This window comes from Rhodovulum steppense, from assembly GCF_004339675.1.
Lineage (GTDB): Bacteria > Pseudomonadota > Alphaproteobacteria > Rhodobacterales > Rhodobacteraceae > Rhodovulum > Rhodovulum steppense.
The window spans coordinates 115,738-132,538 of sequence record NZ_SLVM01000006.1; the positions used below are offsets into that span (position 1 = coordinate 115,738).

Sequence of the window (16,801 nt, forward strand, 5' to 3'; positions counted from 1 at the left end):
CCGCCCCTTGAAAGACGGGGCAAGGACTGTCTTATTGACCAGCGAGGGGGCGATCATGGACCGTCCGATCTTTCGCACCGAGGCCCTGAGCAAGGTCTACGACACCGGGGGCGCCAAGGTTCATGCGCTGGCCGGTGTCGATCTAAAGCTCTTCACCGGAGAGCTTGCGGTTCTGCTCGGGCCTTCGGGCAGCGGGAAATCGACGCTTCTGAACATCCTGGGCGGGCTGGACCGGGCAAGCTCGGGCAAGGTCTGGTTTCGGGACATCGACCTGAGTGCGCTGCGCGAGCGGGGGCTCACGCGCTACCGGCGCGACCATGTGGGCTTTGTGTTCCAGTTCTACAATCTCGTGCCGTCCCTCAGCGCGCGCGAGAATGTCCAGCTTGTGACCGATGTCGCCCGCGACCCGATGGACCCGGCCGAGGCGCTGGGGCTGGTGGGTCTGTCGCACCGGCTGGACCATTTCCCGGCCGAGATGTCGGGCGGCGAACAGCAGCGCGTCGCCATCGCGCGCGCCATCGCCAAGCGGCCCGAGGTCCTGCTTTGCGACGAGCCCACCGGCGCGCTGGACAGCAAGACCGGCGTGCAGGTTCTCGAGGCGCTGAAGGACATCAACGAACGCTTCGGCACCACCACCATCGTCATCACCCATAACGCCGCGATCCGGCGGATGGCGCACCGGATCGTGCGGTTCCAGGACGGGCGCATCGTCTCGGCCGAGACCAACGAAACCCGCCTTGCCCCCCACGATATCGACTGGTGAGGGGCATGCAGGCACTGGACATCAAGCTCTTGCGCGACTTCCGTCGGCTCTGGGCGCAGGCGCTGGCGATCGCGCTGGTGCTGGGCTGCGGCGTCGCGATCTTCCTGACCTCGTTCGAGATGTACAACGCGCTCGAAGACACCCGCGCGGCCTATTACGAGCGCAACCGCTTTGCCGATGTCTTTTCCGAAACCCGCCGCGCGCCCGCGCCGCTGGAAGCCGAGATCGCGGCGATCCCGGGCGTGGCCAGCGTCGAGACCCGCGTCGTCGGCTCGGTCATCCTGGACATTCCCGGCCGGACCCAGACCGCGGTGGGCCGGGTGATCTCGCTGCCGAACGGGGGGCTGCCGCAGCTCAACATCCCGCTTCTGCGCGCGGGCCGCCTGCCCGCCCCCGAGGCAACCGACGAGGTTGCCGTGAACGAGCCATTCGCCCGGGCCAACGGCTTCGTGCCCGGCGACAGCTTTCACGCCAACCTGAACGGGCAGAAGCGGCAGTTGACGATCACCGGCACGATGCTGTCGCCGGAATTCATCTACACGATCGGGCCGGGCCAGATGATGCCCGACAACGCCGCCTTCGGCATCCTGTGGATGCCCGAACGCGCCGCGGCCGCCGCCTTCGACATGACCGGCGCGTTCAACTCGGTCGCGCTGAGCCTGACGCGCGACGCGCAGACGGCCGAGGTGATCGACCGGCTGGACGACCTGCTGGACCCCTATGGCGGCTTCGGCGCCTATGGGCAGGAAACGCAACTGTCCAACAGCTTCATCGACGCCGAGATCATGCAGCTCAGGACGCTGGCGATGGTGCTGCCCCCCGTCTTCTTCGGCATCTCGGCCTTCCTTGTGAACATGGTGCTGGCCCGCATCATCGCGCTGGAACGCAGCGAGATCGGGCTGCTCAAGGCCGTGGGCTATTCCGATGCCGAGGTGTGCCAGCATTACCTGATGCTGGCCGGGCTGGTGGCGATTGCGGGCATCGTGCTGGGCTTTGGGGCGGGCAGTTGGCTGGCGCATGCGCTGGCCCGGCTTTACGCGGATTTCTTCGATTTTCCCTATCTGATCTTCCGCGTCTCCTATGACGCCTATGCGATTTCGGCGGCCATTGCGCTGGCCGCAGCGGGGCTGGGGGCCGGGCGTTCGGCACTGGCCGCGGCCCGGCTGTCGCCCGCCATCGCGATGCAGCCGCCCGCCCCGCCGCGCTACAGCCGCGGCCTGTTCGACCGGGCGCTTGGGGCGTTGCGGCTGTCGCAGCCCGCGATGATGGTCTTTCGCTCGATCCTGCGCTGGCCGGTGCGGGCCGGGCTGACCATGCTGGGCCTTGCGCTGGCGGTGGCCGTCATGGTCGCCGCCACCTTCACCGACGACGCGCTGGACGAGATCCTGGATGTCGCCTTTTCCCAGTCGAACCGGCAGGACACGATGCTGCTCTTCGCCGAGGATCGGCCGGTTTCCGTGCTGGAGGAAGTCCGCCGCCTGCCCGGCGTGCTGGTGGTCGAGGGCCATCTTTACCTTGCCGCGGAACTGCGTCACGGCCCCCGGTCCAAGCAGGTCGCCATCGAGGCCCGCCCGCCCGAAAGCGATCTGTCGCGCGTGATCGACGGAACGGGCCGGGTGGTCGCGCCGCCGCCCGGCACGATCCTGCTGGCCGACCGGCTGGCCGCGCAACTGAACGCCCAGCCCGGCGACGTGATCGAGGTGGAATTCCTGACCAACCGGCGCGAGACGTTCCAACTGCCGGTCGCGGGGCTGGTGACGCAGTATTTCGGCCTTGGCGCCTATATGGATTTCGACACGGTCAACACCCTGTTCCGACAGGCGCCACGGGTCTCGACCGCAAGCCTGCTGATCGACGAGGGGCACGAGGACGCGCTGCATGCGCGGCTGAAGGAGATGCCGGGGCTGGCGGGCACCATCATGCTGACCGAAAGCCGCCGGGCCTTCGAGGACACCATTGCCGAGAACGTGGTCATAATGACGACGATCTACGCGACCATCGCCATCCTGATCACCGTGGGCGTAGCCTATAACGGCGCGCGCGTGCAATTGTCCGAACGCGCGCGGGAACTGGCCAGCCTGCGCATCCTGGGCTTCAGCCGGGGCGAGGTTTCGGCGATCCTGATGGGCGAAACGCTGGTGCTGGCGCTTGCGGCGCAGCCGCTGGGATGGGTGCTGGGCTCGGCCATCGCCTGGTCGATGACCGAGGGCTTCACCTCGGATCTCTACGCGATCCCGCTGGTGCTGAAACCCGCGACCTTCGCGCAGGCCAGCCTGGTGGTGCTGGTCGCCTGCGTCGTCGCGGTGCTGGTGGTGCGGCGGCGGCTGGACAATCTGGATCTTGTGGCGGTGATGAAGACGCGGGAGTGAGGCATGAAGGTTCCGGCACGCAACATCATCCTGATCGGGCTTGGCGCGGCGCTGGCGGGCGGGTTGATCTATACCGCCTTCCGCACCGAACCGGTGCCGGTCGATCTGCATATCGTCACAAGCGGGCCGATGCAGGTCACCGTGAATGCCGATGGCAAGACCCGCATCCGCGACATCTACGAGGTTGCAGCCCCCCTGACAGGCACCGCCCTGCGCTCGCCCGTCGAGGTGGGCGAGCGGGTGGTTCGCGGCGAAACCGTGGTCGCCATCGTCGAGCCGACCGCGCCCAGCCTGCTGGACAGCCGCGCGCGCGTGCAGGCCGAAGCCGCCGTGCGCGAGGCGCAGGCCGCCCGCGCACAGGCCGAGAGCGGGCTGCGGAAGGCCGACGAGGATCTGAACTATGCCGAAACCCAGTTCGAGCGCGCGCAGACGCTGGTCGAACGCGGCGTGGCCACCTTTACCCGGCTCGAGGACGCGACCCAGCAGCTTGCCATCGCGCGGGCGGCCCGCGATGCCGCCGCCTCGGGGCTGGCCATGGCGGATGGCGCGCTGGAACGCGCCCGCGCCGCGCTGATCGCGCCTGCGGTCGATGGTCTGGGCGGACCGGCGGGGGAATGCTGCGTGCAGATCCATGCGCCCATCGACGGCATGGTGCTGGAAATCGACGTGATTTCGGAACGCCCGGTCACCATCGGCACGCGGCTTCTGTCTATCGGGCGGCCCGACGACCTGGAAATCGTGGCGGACCTTCTGTCCTCGGACGCGGTGCGGCTGCAACCCGGCGCGCGGGCAATGGCCGAACGCTGGGGCGGCGGCGCGACCCTGGAGGCCCGGCTGCGCAAGGTCGAGCCCGTGGCCCGCACCAAGGTCTCGGCGCTGGGGATCGAGGAACAGCGGGTCGATGCCCGCTTCGACATCCTGACCCCACCCGAGGACCGCGCCGGACTGGGCGAAGGCTTCGCCGTGTTCCTGCGCATCGTCGAATGGCAGGCCGAGGACGCGCTTCAGGTGCCGCTTTCGGCGCTGTTCCGCCGCGATGGCGGCTGGGCGGTGTTTGCCGTCGAAAACGCCACCGCGCGGCTGACCCCGGTCGAGATCGGCCGCCGGGGCGAGACCACGGCCGAGGTTCTGGCCGGGCTCGAGCAGGGGCTTGCGGTCGTCACCCACCCCTCTGACCGGATCGGCGAGGGAACGGCGGTCGTGGACCGCGCCACGCTTGAATGACCGCCGATATGTGATTCGATGACAGCCCGGTGACAACAGGCAGCGGGCGATTGCCGCGCGGCTTTCGGACCCGGATCGCGGCTGTTTCGGGCGCCGCGGCGCTCTGCTATAGGGCGTCGCGGGGGCGCGGCATGCGCCCGGACCGGCGAGGTGTCGCGCGATGATGAACTGGCCCGCGGGCGGGTCCGATCCGCTGCTCGAAGCATTGCAATCCGACCATCTGCCCGATCTGGGCCATGTCGACATGGCGGGATTGCTGGGCGACCCGCGGCTTGGCCGCAGGGCGCTGGTCTCGTCCTTCGGGGCGGAAAGTGCCGCGCTTCTGCATTTCGTCACGCAGCTTTTCCCCGACATGCCGGTGCTGTTCATCGACACCGGCCGACACTTTGCCGAAACGCTGAGCTATCGCGACCTGCTGGCCGAACGGCTGGGGCTGAACCTCGTGAACATCCTGCCCGATCCCGCGACACTGGCCGGCGAGGATGCGGACGGGCGGCTTCACGCGCGCGATCCGAACATGTGCTGCACCCTGCGCAAGACCTTTCCGCTGGCCGATGCGCTGGAAGGGTTCGACACATGGATCTCGGGGCGCAAGCGCTACCAGGGCGCGACCCGGGCCGCCCTGCCCGTGATCGAGCGCGACGGCAGCCATCTCAAGGTGAACCCGCTGGCCCTCTGGACCGAGGCCGATCTGGCGGCCTATTTCGCGGCGCATGACCTTCCCCGCCACCCGCTGGTGGATCGCGGCTATGCCTCGATCGGTTGCGCCCCCTGCACGCGGCCCGTGCGCAATGGCGAGGCGCTGCGCGCCGGCCGCTGGGCCGACAATCCCGACAAGACCGAATGCGGCATCCATCTGGGCCCCGATGGCCGTTTCGTGCGCGGGCGTCCCGGGCGGGGCTGAGAGCCCAGCACGGCGCAGGGCAACCCCGAAAGCGGGCGCAAAAACCTGACCGCGGCAAATATGAATCTTTGACATAGCTCCGCCTTGTTGCGTATACACGCGCATACACATGCAAGAATGCGAATGTCATAGGAGGAGACCGATGGACCACCCGGATCGAATCGCCCTGTCGCGGCGCGGGTTTCTCGGTATGGCGGCCGGGGGGATGGCACTGGCCGGAACGGGGGCGCCCGCCCGGGCGCAAAAGATCCCCACCTCGGCGCGGATCGTGATCCTGGGCGCGGGCGCGGCCGGGACCACCATGGCACGCCGCCTTGCCGAGCGGCTGGACGGCGCAACGATCACCATCGTCGATGCACGCAAGCGTCACCTCTACCAGCCCGGCTTCACGCTGATCGCGGCCGGGCTGAAACCGGCAAACTACGCGGTGTCCTCAACGGCGGAATGGCTGCCCAAAGGCGTCGAATGGATCGAGGAGGCCGCGGCCGAGATCGACCCCGAGGCGAACCGGATCGTCACCGCGGGCGGCAAGACCGTCGCCTATGACTTCCTGATCCTCGCCACGGGGCTGAAACTCGACTGGGACGCGGTCGAGGGCTTCGACATGAACCTCGTCGGCACCAACGGGATCGGCGCGGTCTATGCCGGACCGGAACAGGCCGCCGCGACCTGGGGCGCGATGAACCGCTTCACCGACGAGGGCGGAAAGGCCGTGTTCTTCCGCCCCGCGACCGAGATGAAATGCGCGGGCGCACCGCTGAAATACACCTTCCTCACCGACGATTACGCGCGCCGCAAGGGCAGCCGCGGGCGGGTGGAAGTCCACTACCACGCCCATGCGGGGGCGCTGTTCTCGGTGCCGATCGTGAACGAGAAGGTGCGGATGCTGTTCGACGACCGGGGCGTGAAGACCCAATACAACCACGTCATCAAGGCAATCGACCCGGGGAAGAAGATACTCACCTTCGCCACCCCCGAGGGCGATATCGAGACCGATTACGACTTCACCAACGTGATCCCGCCGATGGTGGCCCCCGACGTGCTGCGCAACTCGCCCCTGCCCTGGCAGGGTGGCCCCTGGATGAACGAGGGCTGGGCCGAGGTGAACCCGGAGACGATGCGCCATGTCCGCTATCCGAACGTCTTCGCGGTCGGCGATTGCGCGGGCGTGCCCAAGGGCAAGACCGCGGCTTCGGTCAAATGGCAGGTGCCGGTCGCCGAGGATCACCTGATCGCCGATATCGAGGGCAAGCTGAGCCCGGCCACCTATAACGGCTATACCTCCTGTCCGATGATCACCCGGGTCGGCCGTGCGATGCTGATCGAGTTCGACTACAAGAACAACCTGGTCGAATCCTTCCCCGGAGTGATCGCACCGCTGGAGGAATTGTGGATTTCCTGGCTGATGAAGGAGGTGGCGCTGAAGGCCACCTATAACGCGATGCTGCGCGGCAAGGCTTGAGGAGGACGGACCATGAAGGAACTGACTTTCGGAACAATGATCGCCGTGTTCGAGGAAATGTATGGCCCCTGGCTGTTCTGGGCCATGGTGCTCGTTGCTGCAATCATTACTCTGGCATTCATCTTTGTTCTGATTCGGGACCGCAGCATTGAGGGCCGCTATCTGGCGCGGGCGGAGTTGACGGCACCGATCGGGGCAATCGCCGCGATCCTGTTCGTGCAATACATCACGAATTCGGGCTTTGCCGATATCGGCGGACCGATCGACGTGATCGTCGTGCTGATGATCGGGGTCATGGGGGCGGGCGGCCTGACCTTCCTGGCCTATGTGGCGCAGGCATTCATGAGGCAGCCCGGGAACAACCGGAACTGATTACAGGGGATCGCCACCGCGATGAACGCATCCGTCGAAACCGGGACGGGCCAGCATGAAAGCCGCCTGGCCCATTTCCCGATCACCTTCTTCGCCACCGTCATGGGGATGCTCGGGCTGACGCTCGCGCTCCATGCCGGGGAACGGGCCTTCGGGCTGAGCGGGCTGTTTTCCAATACGGCGCTGATCGCCTCGGTGGCGCTGCTGGTGGCGGTGGCCGCACTTTACGGGCTGAAGCTGCTCACGCAGTTCCGGATGGCCGCCGCGGAATGGCACCATCCGGTGCGGCTGGCCTTCTTTCCCACGGTCTCGATCTCGCTGATCCTGCTGGCAACCGCGCTGGTGGGCGCGCGCCCCGCACTGGCCGAACCGATCTGGATCGTCGGCACCGTCCTTCAGGGCGGGCTGGCGCTTCTGGTGATCTCGGACTGGATCGGACATCGCGACTTCAAGCCGGGGCAAATGAACGCCGCCTGGTTCATCCCCGCGGTCGGCAACATCCTGGTGCCGATTGCAGGCGCGCCGCTGGGATATCTGGAAATCTCGTGGCTGTTCTTCTCGGGCGGCCTGGTGTTCTGGGTGGTGCTGCTGACGCTGGTGATGAACCGGCTGACCTTTCACGAACCGCTGCCGAGCCGCCTGCAGCCGACGCTGGTGATCCTGATCGCGCCGCCCGCTGTGGGTTTCCTCGCCTGGATGCGGCTGAATGGCGAGATGGACCAGTTGGCGATGTTCCTGATCCATGCGGCCTATGTCTTCGCGCTGATCGTGGCCACGCAATTGCCGAAGATCCTGCGGCTGCCCTTCGCGCTGTCGTTCTGGGCGCTCAGCTTTCCGCTGGCCGCGCTGACCGTGGCGACCTTCGTCTATGCCGAGGAGATGGGATCGGCATTCCACAAGGGGCTGGGCGCGGGTCTGCTGGCGTTGCTGATCGCGGTGATCGCGGCTCTGGTCGCGCGCACCGGGCTGGCGATTGCGCGCGGCGAGATCTGTCGGCCGGAATAGGGCACGGCGGTTCCGGAGGTTCTCCCGCCCCCGGCCTGCGCGGGGCTGACGCCCCGCTTGTCCGGCGTTGGGCGTGGCCGCGCGCTGACGCGCGCGGCGCCTCCGGCGGGGGTATTTGAGCCAAGAAGAAGCGGCCGGGTCAGGCGCGGCGGGGGGCGAGGCGGCTGAGCGCGAAAAGCGCGGTCGCGGCGACCACGATGCTGGGGCCCGCGGGCGTGTCGAAGGCAAGCGAGCCCCAGAGCCCGCCCAGCGCGGCGAGCCCCGCGAAGAGCGTGGCGAGAATGGCCATCGTTTCGGGCGAGCGGGAGAGCGGGCGGGCGGCCGCAGCGGGGATGATCAGCATCGCCACGATCAGCAGCGCGCCGACGACCTGAAGCGCGACCGCGACGACAAGAGCGAGCGCGACGGTCAGCGCCAGCCGTTCACGGCCGGGATCGAGCCCGGCGGCCTTGGCCAGTTCCTCGCTGACGGTGACGGTCAGCAGCGCGTTCCAGCGCCAGAGCAGAAGCGTCAGAACGCCGAGCGCGCCCGCCCAGATCACGGCAAGCTGGCTGCGTCCCACGGCGAGGATGTCGCCGAAGAGATAGGCCGACAGATCGACCCGCACCGCGGGCAGGAAGGAAACCGCCACAAGCCCGATGGCAAGCGCGCCATGGGCCAGCACGCCAAGCGCCGTGTCGATCGCAAGGCCACGGCCCGCCAGCGCGGTCACGGTCAGCGCCATTGCCAGCGCCGTGGCCAGCGTGCCCGCGAAAAGCGAAATCTGGAAGGCCAGCGCCAGCGCCACGCCCAGAATCGCGGCATGGGCCGTTGCCTCGCCGAAATAGGCCATCCGGCGCCAGACGACGAAGCTGCCCAAGGGGCCGGCCGCGATGGCTACGGCCAGACCGGCAAGGGCGGCGCGGACGAGGAAATCATCCAGCATGGGCGGGTTCCTTCGCCTCGTCCTTGGCGTGGGCATCGCCATGGGAATGGTCACAGGCGTCATGGTCGTGATCATGCGCATGCTGGTAAAGCGCCATGGTCCCCAGCGTGCCAAGCCCGAACAGCGCGCGGTATTCCGGCGCGGCGGTGACCACATGGGGCTGACCCTGGCAGCAGATATGGCCGTTCAGGCAGATCACCCGGTCAGAGGCCGCCATCACCACATGCAGGTCATGGCTGACCATCAGGATGCCCGCGCCGGTCTGGTGCCGGACATCCTCGACCAGTTGATAGAAGGATGCGGTGCCGGGCTGGTCGAGGCCCTGCGTCGCCTCGTCCAGGATCAGCAGTTCCGGCTCGGCCAGCAAGGCGCGCGCCAGCAGCACCCGCTGGAACTGCCCGCCCGACAGCGCGGTCATCTGGCGGCCCTCGAGCCCCGGCACCCCGACATGGGCCAGCATCGCCGCGATCTCGGCCCGGCCGCGGCGGTCAGGCAGCGACAGGAAGCGCGCCACGCTCAGCGGCATCCGGTCGTCCACCGCCAGCCGCTGCGGCACATAGCCGATGCGCAGCCCGGCGCGGCGCGTCACCTGCCCCTCGGACGGCCGGACCACCCCCAGCAGCGCGCGCACCAGCGAGGACTTGCCCGACCCGTTCGGGCCGACCAGTGTCACGATCTCGCCGGGCTCGATCGCGAAGGCGACATCTCGCAGCGCGATCACGCCGCCATAGCGCACCCCGAGCCCGCGCGCGGCGATCAGCGTCATTCGCTGCCCCCCTGGCAGGCGGGACAGAGGCCGACCGCCTCGATGCTCATCCGCTCGACCCGGAAGCCGAGCGGCCCGGCGGCCTGCCGAAGGGACGCGGCCACCGCGGCCCCCGGCGCCTCGGCCAGACCGTTGCAGGCCGAGCAGATCAGAAAGACAGGCACATGCGCCTCGCCCGGGTGCATGCAGGCGGCAAAGGCGTTCAGCCGCCGGATGCGATGGGCGAAGCCATGCTCGACCAGGAATTCCAGCGCGCGATAGGCCACGGGCGGCTGGCGGCCGAACCCCTCTTCGGCCAGCCGGTCGAGCACGTCATAGGCGCCCAGCGCCTGATGCGACTCGAGCAGGATTTCCAGCGCGCGGCGCCGCACTGGGGTCAGGCGCAGGCCCTTTGCCTCGGCCACGGCTTCGGCATGGGCAAGCGCCCCGTCGCGACAGGCGGCGTGGTCATGGCTGGCAAAGGCCAGCGTGCCGTCGGGGTCCATCCGATTCCCTCTTGACTAGTTATCTTATAACATATTCCTTGCCTGCCAAGCCGCACAACCCGGAAACGACGGAGCTCCCCATGCGTTCGCTGACCGCCCTCGCCCTTGTCCTGACCGCCGCCCCGGCACTGGCCGCGCCGCCCAGCGTAATGACGGATATCCCTGCCGTCCATGCGCTGACCGCCGCGGTGATGGGGGATCTTGGCACGCCCGACATCCTGCTCGACAAGGGGGCTGACCCGCATCATTTCCAGCTGCGCCCGTCCCAGGCCAGAGCCTTGTCCGAGGCCGATCTGGTGCTCTGGATCGGGCCGCGCTTGACGCCCTGGCTGGAACGCGCCATCGCGGGCGTCGGGCTTTCGGGCGAAAGCGTTGCGCTGCTCGATCTGCCGGGCACGTTCCGGCGCGATTTCGGCGACAAGGGCGGGCATGATCACGACCATGGCCACGATCACGGCCATGACCACGCGCATGAGGCGGCCGAGACACATGACCATACCGGGCTCGATCCCCATGCCTGGCTCGACCCCGAAAACGGGCGCGTCTGGACGCGGGCCATCGCCGATCGGCTTGCCGCGCTCGACCCCGACAACGCCGCCACCTATGCCGCCAATGCCGAAGCGACGCTGGCCGCCATCGACGCGGCCGAGGCCGAGACACGCGACCTGCTGGCCCCGGTGGGCGATGCGCCGATCATGGTCTTCCACGATGCCTATGGCTATTTCGCCGATCATTTCGGGATCACGGTCGCCGGTTCCATCGCGCTGGGCGATGCCGCCTCTCCGGGCGCCGGACGGCTGGCCGACCTGCGCGACCAGCTGCGCGAGGGCGGGATCGCCTGCATCTTCCCCGAGGCCCAGCACGATCCGGCCCATGTCACCGCCATCGTCGAGGGCACGGACACCCGCATCGGCGGGCTGCTGGACCCGTCGGGCAGCACGATGGAATTCGGCCCCGGCCTTTACCCCGCACTCCTGACCGGCCTTGCCCGGACCATCGCCGATTGCGTCGCGGGCGCGGGGGGCTGAGCCCCCCGCCACCCTTCAGAAGTCGATCTCGACCGCGACGCCGCGCGCCCGCGCGATCTCGACCGCCCGGGCCGCGACCGCCAGATCCTGCAAGCCCACGCCGGTCCCGTCGAACAGCGTGATCTCGTCGGCCGATTGCCGCCCCGGCGCCAGCCCCGCGATCACGGCGCCGATCTGGGTGATGTCGCCCCCCCCGATCAGCCCCGCCGCCACCGCATGCTGCGCCTCGCCGATGCTGACCGATTGTGCGACCTCGTCGGTGAACACCCGCGCGCGGCCGAGGATCGTCGGATCGACCTCCTGCTTGCCCTTGGTGTCGGTCCCCATGCAGGCCAGATGCGTGCCGGGCCGGACATGGGCATCCAGCAACTGCGGCTCGAAGCTCGAGGTGATGGTGACGATCACATCGGCCTTCGCGCCCAACTCCTCCAGCGACACCGCCTCGAAGGGCAGGCCCAGTTCGGCCGCGGTCTCGGCCAGCCGCGGCAGCATCTCGGGGTGATAGTTCCAGCCCACCACCTTCTCGAAATCCCGCTCGCGCACTGCCGCCCGCAATTGAAAGGCCGACTGATGCCCCGCGCCGACCATGCCCAGGACCCTCGCATCCTTGCGCGCCAGATGCCGGATCGACACCGCACTCGCCGCCGCCGTCCTGAGCGCCGTCAACAGGTTGCCGCCCACCAGCGCCCTGGCCTGCCCGGTATCGGGATCGAACAGCACCACGGTCGATTGATGGTTGGTCAGCCCCCTGGCCATGTTACCCGGCCAGTAGCCCCCCGATTTCAACCCCAGCACCAGCCCCGCCCGATCAAAGCCGGACTTGAAACCGTAAAGCGCATCCGCATGGCCGATCGCCTCGCGCACCACGGGAAAGTTCCACGCCTCCCCCCGCGCCATCGCGGCAAAGACCGCCTCGACCGCCTCGAAACACTCCTCGGCCGAGATCAGCCCTGCGATCTCTCTCTCGGGAACGATGATCATCCCTGCCCCTCCTTGTCCCTCATTCAAAGGGGCGCCGACACAGCGCCCCTCACTTCGCTTCTTCTTGGCTGAAATACCCCCGCCGGAGGCGCGCGGCCGTCAGGCCGCGCCACGCCCAACCCCGGACAAGCGGGGCGCATGCGCCCTGCGCCGGCCGGGGGCGGGAGCGCCCCGTCAATAGGCCTTGCCGCGGGCCGAAACCGGCCAGACCACCTCGACCTTGCCGCCCCGCACGCCCACATACCAGTCGTGGACATTGCAGGTCGGGTCGCAATGGCCGGGCACCAGCTTCAGCTTCTCGCCGACCTTCAGCACGCCCTTCGGATCCGAAATCACCCCATGCTCGTCCGAGCATTTGACGTATTCCACATCGTCGCGGCCAAAGATGAAGGGCAGCCCGCTATCGACCGATTGCGCCTTGAGCCCGGCATCGCAGATCGCGCGATCCGCCTTCACATGGCTCATCACGCTGGTCAGGATGAACAGCGCATTCTCCCATTCGCCCTGGTCGATCCGCTTGCCGTCCTTGTCGAGGATCCGCCCGTAATCGGCATCCATGAAGGCGTAGGAGCCGCATTGCAGCTCGTTATAGACCCCCGAATTACCCTCGAAATAATAGCTGCCCGTCCCGCCGCCGCCGACGATGTCGCAGTCCAGCCCCGCGGCCTTCAGCCCCTCGACCGCATCGCGCACCATCGCCACCGCGATGTCGATCTTGGCCTTGCGGTCCTCGTACAGGTCCATGTGCTGCATCGCGCCCTGATAGGCCTGGATACCGGCGAATTTCAGCCCCGGTGCCGCGTCGATCGCCCTGGCGATCTCGACCACGGCCTGCGTGGTCGTCACCCCGCAGCGCCCGGCGCCGCAGTCGATCTCGACTAGGCACTCGATCTGCGTGCCATGTTTCACCGCCGCCGCCGACAGGTCGGCCACGTTGACGACATCATCGACGCAGACGATCGTCCGCGCCCCCAGTTTCGGAATACGCGCCAGGCGGTCGATCTTGGCCTTGTCGCGCACCTGGTTCGAGACCAGCACATCCTTGATGCCGCCGCGGGCAAAGACCTCGGCCTCGCTCACCTTCTGGCAGCACACGCCGCAGGACCCGCCCAGGCGCTCCTGCAACAGTGCCACATCCACCGACTTGTGCATCTTGCCATGCACCCGGTGGCGCATGCCGTGTTCCTTGCACCAGTCGCCCATCTTCCTGATGTTGCGCTCCAGCGCGTCGAGATCCAGCACCAGGCACGGGGTCTGGATGTCCGCCTCGTCCATCCCCGGCAGGGCGGGGATGTCATAGCCCACTTCGAGCCCTTCGAAATCCGTCACGTCCTTCATGGCGTTTCTCCCTGTTCAGCCCTTGGTCCAGGGCAGCTTGTCCAGATCGACATTGCCACCCGTGATGATGACGCCCACGCGCTTGCCCGCAAAGACGTCGCGGTTCTTCAGGATGGTGGCCAGCGGCACGGCGCAGCTTGCCTCCATCACGATCTTCATCCGCTGCCATGTCAGCTTCATCGCGTCGATGATCTCCTGCTCGCTGGCGGTCAGGATGTCGGTCACATGGTTCGACACGAAATGCCAGGTGAGTTCCTTCAGCGGCACCTTCAACCCGTCGGCCACCGTGTCGGGGGCGTCGTCGGCGATGATGTGACCGGCCTTGAAGCTGCGATAGGCGTCGTCCGCCTGTTCCGGCTCGGCGGCGTAGATCTCGATGCCCGGTGCGATGGTCGACAGCGTCAGGCAGGTGCCCGACACCATGCCGCCGCCGCCGATGGGCGCGATCACCGCGTCCAGCCCCGGCACCTGTTCGTTCAGCTCGCGCGAGCAGGTCCCCTGCCCCGCGATCACGCGCGGGTCGTTGTAGGGGTGGACGAACTCGGCCCCCGTGCGGGCCTGCACCTCGGCAAAGACTGCCTCGCGGCTGGACGTGGACGGTTCGCATTCGGTGATCGAGCCGCCATAGCCCCGCACGGCGTCCTTCTTGGCCTGCGGCGCGGTGCGCGGCATCACCACATGACAGGGAATGCCCCGCCGCCCGGCGGCATAGGACAGCGACAGCGCGTGGTTGCCCGAGGAATGCGTCGCCACGCCCTTTTTCGCCGTCTCGTCATCGAGGCCAAACACCGCGTTGCAGGCGCCCCGCACCTTGAAGGCGCCCGCCTTCTGGAAGTTCTCGCATTTGAAGAACAGCTCGGCCCCGGTAAGCTCGTTGAAATAGCTCGAGGTCAGCACCGGCGTGCGGTGGATATGGGGCGCGATCCGCGCATGCGCCGCCACCACGTCGTCATAGGTCGGGATATACATCTGTGTCTGATCCTTCATCGCACCCTCACGCCGCTGCCCGCACCGGATCCGTCTTGGTTGCCCGGTAATGCGCCTGCGCCGCGGCCACGCCGCTGCCCAGCGTGACCGGCACGCCCATATCCGCCATCGCCATCTCGGCCGCAGCGATCCCCGACAGCGCCAGAACGTCGGTCAGCATCCCCAGATGGCCGATGCGGAACACCTTGCCCGCGACCTCGCCCAGCCCCGCGCCGAAAGCGACGCCATAGGCATCGGCCGCGTGTCGGCACAGCGCATTGCCGTCGATCCCCTCGGGCAGCACGATCGCCGTCACGGAATTAGAGTAGAGCGCAGGCGCCACCGCGCAAGGCCGCAGCCCCCAGCCGACGACCGCCTTGCGTACCCCCTCGGCGATCCGGTGATGGCGGGCAAAGACATTGTCCAACCCCTCTTCCAGCAGCATGTCGCAGGCCGCGCCCAGCCCGTTCAGCAGCCCCACCGCGGGCGTGTAGGGCGTGCCCAGCTTCAGCATGTCGCGGAAATCGAAGAAACAGCGCGACAGCGTGGCCCCCTCCATCGCCGCCAGCGCCTTGGGGCTGACCCCGACAATGGCCAGGCCCACCGGCAGCATGAAACCCTTTTGCGAGCCCGCGACCGCCAGATCGACGCCCCATTCGGTCATCCGGAAATCCATCGAACCGATGGAACTGACCCCATCCACCATCAGCAGCGCGGGATGCTGCGCCGCATCCAGCGCCCGGCGCACCCCCGCCACGTCCGAGACAACGCCCGTCGCCGTTTCGTTATGGGTGACCAGAACCGCCTTGATCTCGTGCGCGGTATCGGCGGCCAGGATCTCGGCGAAGCGCTCGACCGGGGCACCCTCGCCCCAGGGGCAGGTCACGATCTCGACATCCAGGCGATGGCGCTGGCACAGGTCGATCCATTTCATCGAGAACATGCCATGCCGCGCGGCCAGCACCTTGTCGCCCGGGCTCAGCGTGTTGGTGACCGCGGCCTCCCAACCGCCGGTGCCCGAGGCCGGGAACAGGATCACCTCGCCCTCGTCCATCTTCAGCACGCGCTTCACGCCCGATTTCGCGCGCTCGAAGAGCGGCGGGAAGGCGGCCGAGCGGTGATCCATCGTGGGAATGTCGCAGGCCCGGCGCAGCACCTCGGGGATGTTGGTCGGGCCGGGAATGAAGACGGGGTTCTGGCTGGACATGCGGACGATCCTCCCTGTGTCGCGGCTTGTGGATAGCGCGGGCGGGGTAGGGCGGGCAATTTTTTTGAAAAATTCCACCGCCTGACGAAAAAACATCCAAACTGCATGAATTTATGTAATTTTCTGGCTTCCCAGAAATGAAAAATCATTTCATTTTGCAGCGCAGCACGCGAAAGGACCGATTCGCATGACCCAGCCCCGGCCCCGCGGCCGCCCCCGCGCCTTCCATGACAAGACCGACCAGAACACCATCCAGTCGCTCGACCGGGCGATGTCGCTCTTGCGTGCGCTGGCCAGGACGAACGGGCTGACGCTGAGCGAACTGGCCGAGCGCAGCGGGCAAAGCGCCGCCACGGTCTACCGCGTCCTCGTCACGCTTCAGGGCCACGAGATCGTCGAGTTCGAGGAGGGCGCCCAGCGCTGGCATGTCGGCGCGGGCGCGTTCCGCATCGGCTCGGGCTTCCTGCGGCGGGCCAATGTCGCCGAACGCTCGCGCGGGGCGATGCAGATGCTGATGCGCGCCACCGGCGAGACGGCCAATCTGGGGATCGAGACCCGCGACGAGGTGCTGTTCCTGACCCAGGTCGAGACGCATGAGGCGATCCGCGCCTTCTTTCCCCCCGGCACCCGCAGCCCGATGCATGTCTCCGGCATCGGCAAGGCGCTGCTGGCCTATTACCCCGAGGCGCGGGTGGCGGCGATCGTCGCGGAAAAGGGGCTGCCGGGCTTCACCTCGCTGTCCATCACGTCAGAGGCCAGCCTCGCCCGCGACCTTGCCCGCACCCGCGAGCGCGGCTTTGCCATCGACGACCAGGAACGCGCCGAGGGCATGCGCTGCGTCGCCGCGCCGATCTTCAACGCCCATGGCGAACCGGTCGCGGGGCTTTCCGTCTCGGGACCGGCATTCCGCATGACCCTGTCCGAGGCCACCCGGATCGGCCAGGAGGTCCGCCGCGCCGCGGACAGCGTGACGGCGGCCATCGGGGGCACACGGCCGGGCTGATCC

Annotated in this window: 16 protein-coding genes; 9 read left to right on the forward strand and 7 right to left on the reverse strand. The window is 67.9% G+C overall.

The window, feature by feature from the left end:
- Window positions 1-55 precede the first annotated feature (55 nt).
- The 7 genes from EV216_RS05635 to EV216_RS05665 all read left to right on the forward strand — a co-directional run bounded on the left by EV216_RS05635 (window position 56) and on the right by EV216_RS05665 (window position 8,099).
- Window positions 56-763 (forward strand): ABC transporter ATP-binding protein, encoded by a 708-nt coding sequence (locus EV216_RS05635; RefSeq protein ID WP_132694088.1) that lies wholly within the window; start codon window positions 56-58, stop codon window positions 761-763.
- A gap of 5 nt (window positions 764-768) precedes the next feature.
- The gene (locus tag EV216_RS05640; protein ID WP_132694089.1) at window positions 769-3,132 is read left to right on the forward strand and encodes an ABC transporter permease; all 2,364 of its coding nucleotides are present in this window, start codon (window positions 769-771) and stop codon (window positions 3,130-3,132) included.
- A gap of 3 nt (window positions 3,133-3,135) precedes the next feature.
- A complete protein-coding gene (locus tag EV216_RS05645; protein WP_132694090.1) occupies window positions 3,136-4,356 on the forward strand; it encodes an efflux RND transporter periplasmic adaptor subunit in 1,221 nt (406 codons plus the stop codon).
- 160 nt (window positions 4,357-4,516) lie between these two features.
- Entirely contained in the window at window positions 4,517-5,260 is a 744-nt protein-coding gene (locus EV216_RS05650; RefSeq protein ID WP_132694091.1) for a phosphoadenylyl-sulfate reductase, read from the forward strand.
- 142 nt (window positions 5,261-5,402) lie between these two features.
- Window positions 5,403-6,722: an NAD(P)/FAD-dependent oxidoreductase gene (locus tag EV216_RS05655; protein ID WP_132694092.1), complete on the forward strand. Its 1,320-nt coding sequence runs from the start codon at window positions 5,403-5,405 to the stop codon at window positions 6,720-6,722.
- A gap of 12 nt (window positions 6,723-6,734) precedes the next feature.
- Window positions 6,735-7,094 carry a DUF5368 domain-containing protein gene (locus tag EV216_RS05660; RefSeq protein WP_132694093.1) on the forward strand — a complete coding sequence of 120 codons (360 nt, stop codon included), beginning with the start codon at window positions 6,735-6,737 and terminating at the stop codon, window positions 7,092-7,094.
- Between the two features lie 21 nt (window positions 7,095-7,115).
- Entirely contained in the window at window positions 7,116-8,099 is a 984-nt protein-coding gene (locus EV216_RS05665; protein ID WP_132694094.1) for an SLAC1 anion channel family protein, read from the forward strand.
- A 139-nt stretch (window positions 8,100-8,238) separates the two neighbouring features.
- On the opposite strand, the gene EV216_RS05670 is transcribed toward EV216_RS05665, so the two are convergent.
- The 3 genes from EV216_RS05670 to EV216_RS05680 are packed head-to-tail and all read right to left on the reverse strand — an operon-like array spanning window position 8,239 to window position 10,275.
- Window positions 8,239-9,024: a metal ABC transporter permease gene (locus EV216_RS05670; RefSeq protein ID WP_132694095.1), complete on the reverse strand. Its 786-nt coding sequence runs from the start codon at window positions 9,022-9,024 to the stop codon at window positions 8,239-8,241.
- A complete protein-coding gene (locus tag EV216_RS05675) occupies window positions 9,014-9,790 on the reverse strand; it encodes a metal ABC transporter ATP-binding protein (RefSeq protein WP_132694096.1) in 777 nt (258 codons plus the stop codon). The genes EV216_RS05670 and EV216_RS05675 overlap by 11 nt, the downstream gene beginning before the upstream one ends.
- A complete protein-coding gene (locus tag EV216_RS05680) occupies window positions 9,787-10,275 on the reverse strand; it encodes a Fur family transcriptional regulator (RefSeq protein ID WP_132694097.1) in 489 nt (162 codons plus the stop codon). Before EV216_RS05680 ends, EV216_RS05675 begins: the two co-directional genes overlap by 4 nt.
- Before the next feature lie 80 nt (window positions 10,276-10,355).
- On the opposite strand from EV216_RS05680, the gene EV216_RS05685 reads away from it, so the two are divergent.
- On the forward strand, window positions 10,356-11,303 hold the full coding sequence (locus EV216_RS05685; protein ID WP_132694098.1) for a zinc ABC transporter substrate-binding protein: 948 nt from the start codon (window positions 10,356-10,358) through the stop codon (window positions 11,301-11,303).
- Window positions 11,304-11,318: 15 nt separating this feature from the next.
- Here the strand turns inward: EV216_RS05685 and bhcD are convergent, their stop codons facing one another.
- From bhcD to bhcA, 4 genes are all read right to left on the reverse strand, one after another.
- Window positions 11,319-12,284, reverse strand: coding sequence for an iminosuccinate reductase BhcD (gene bhcD, locus EV216_RS05690; RefSeq protein ID WP_132694099.1), 966 nt, complete (start codon window positions 12,282-12,284; stop codon window positions 11,319-11,321).
- A 174-nt stretch (window positions 12,285-12,458) separates the two neighbouring features.
- Entirely contained in the window at window positions 12,459-13,622 is a 1,164-nt protein-coding gene (gene bhcC, locus EV216_RS05695; RefSeq protein WP_132694100.1) for a 3-hydroxy-D-aspartate aldolase BhcC, read from the reverse strand.
- Window positions 13,623-13,637: 15 nt separating this feature from the next.
- Window positions 13,638-14,609, reverse strand: coding sequence for a beta-hydroxyaspartate dehydratase BhcB (gene bhcB / locus EV216_RS05700; protein WP_132694101.1), 972 nt, complete (start codon window positions 14,607-14,609; stop codon window positions 13,638-13,640).
- 7 nt (window positions 14,610-14,616) lie between these two features.
- Entirely contained in the window at window positions 14,617-15,795 is a 1,179-nt protein-coding gene (bhcA, locus tag EV216_RS05705) for an L-aspartate--glyoxylate aminotransferase BhcA (RefSeq protein ID WP_132694102.1), read from the reverse strand.
- A 187-nt stretch (window positions 15,796-15,982) separates the two neighbouring features.
- On the opposite strand from bhcA, the gene bhcR reads away from it, so the two are divergent.
- On the forward strand, window positions 15,983-16,798 hold the full coding sequence (gene bhcR / locus EV216_RS05710; RefSeq protein WP_132694103.1) for an HTH-type transcriptional regulator BhcR: 816 nt from the start codon (window positions 15,983-15,985) through the stop codon (window positions 16,796-16,798).
- The last annotated feature ends 3 nt before the right edge of the window (window positions 16,799-16,801 follow it).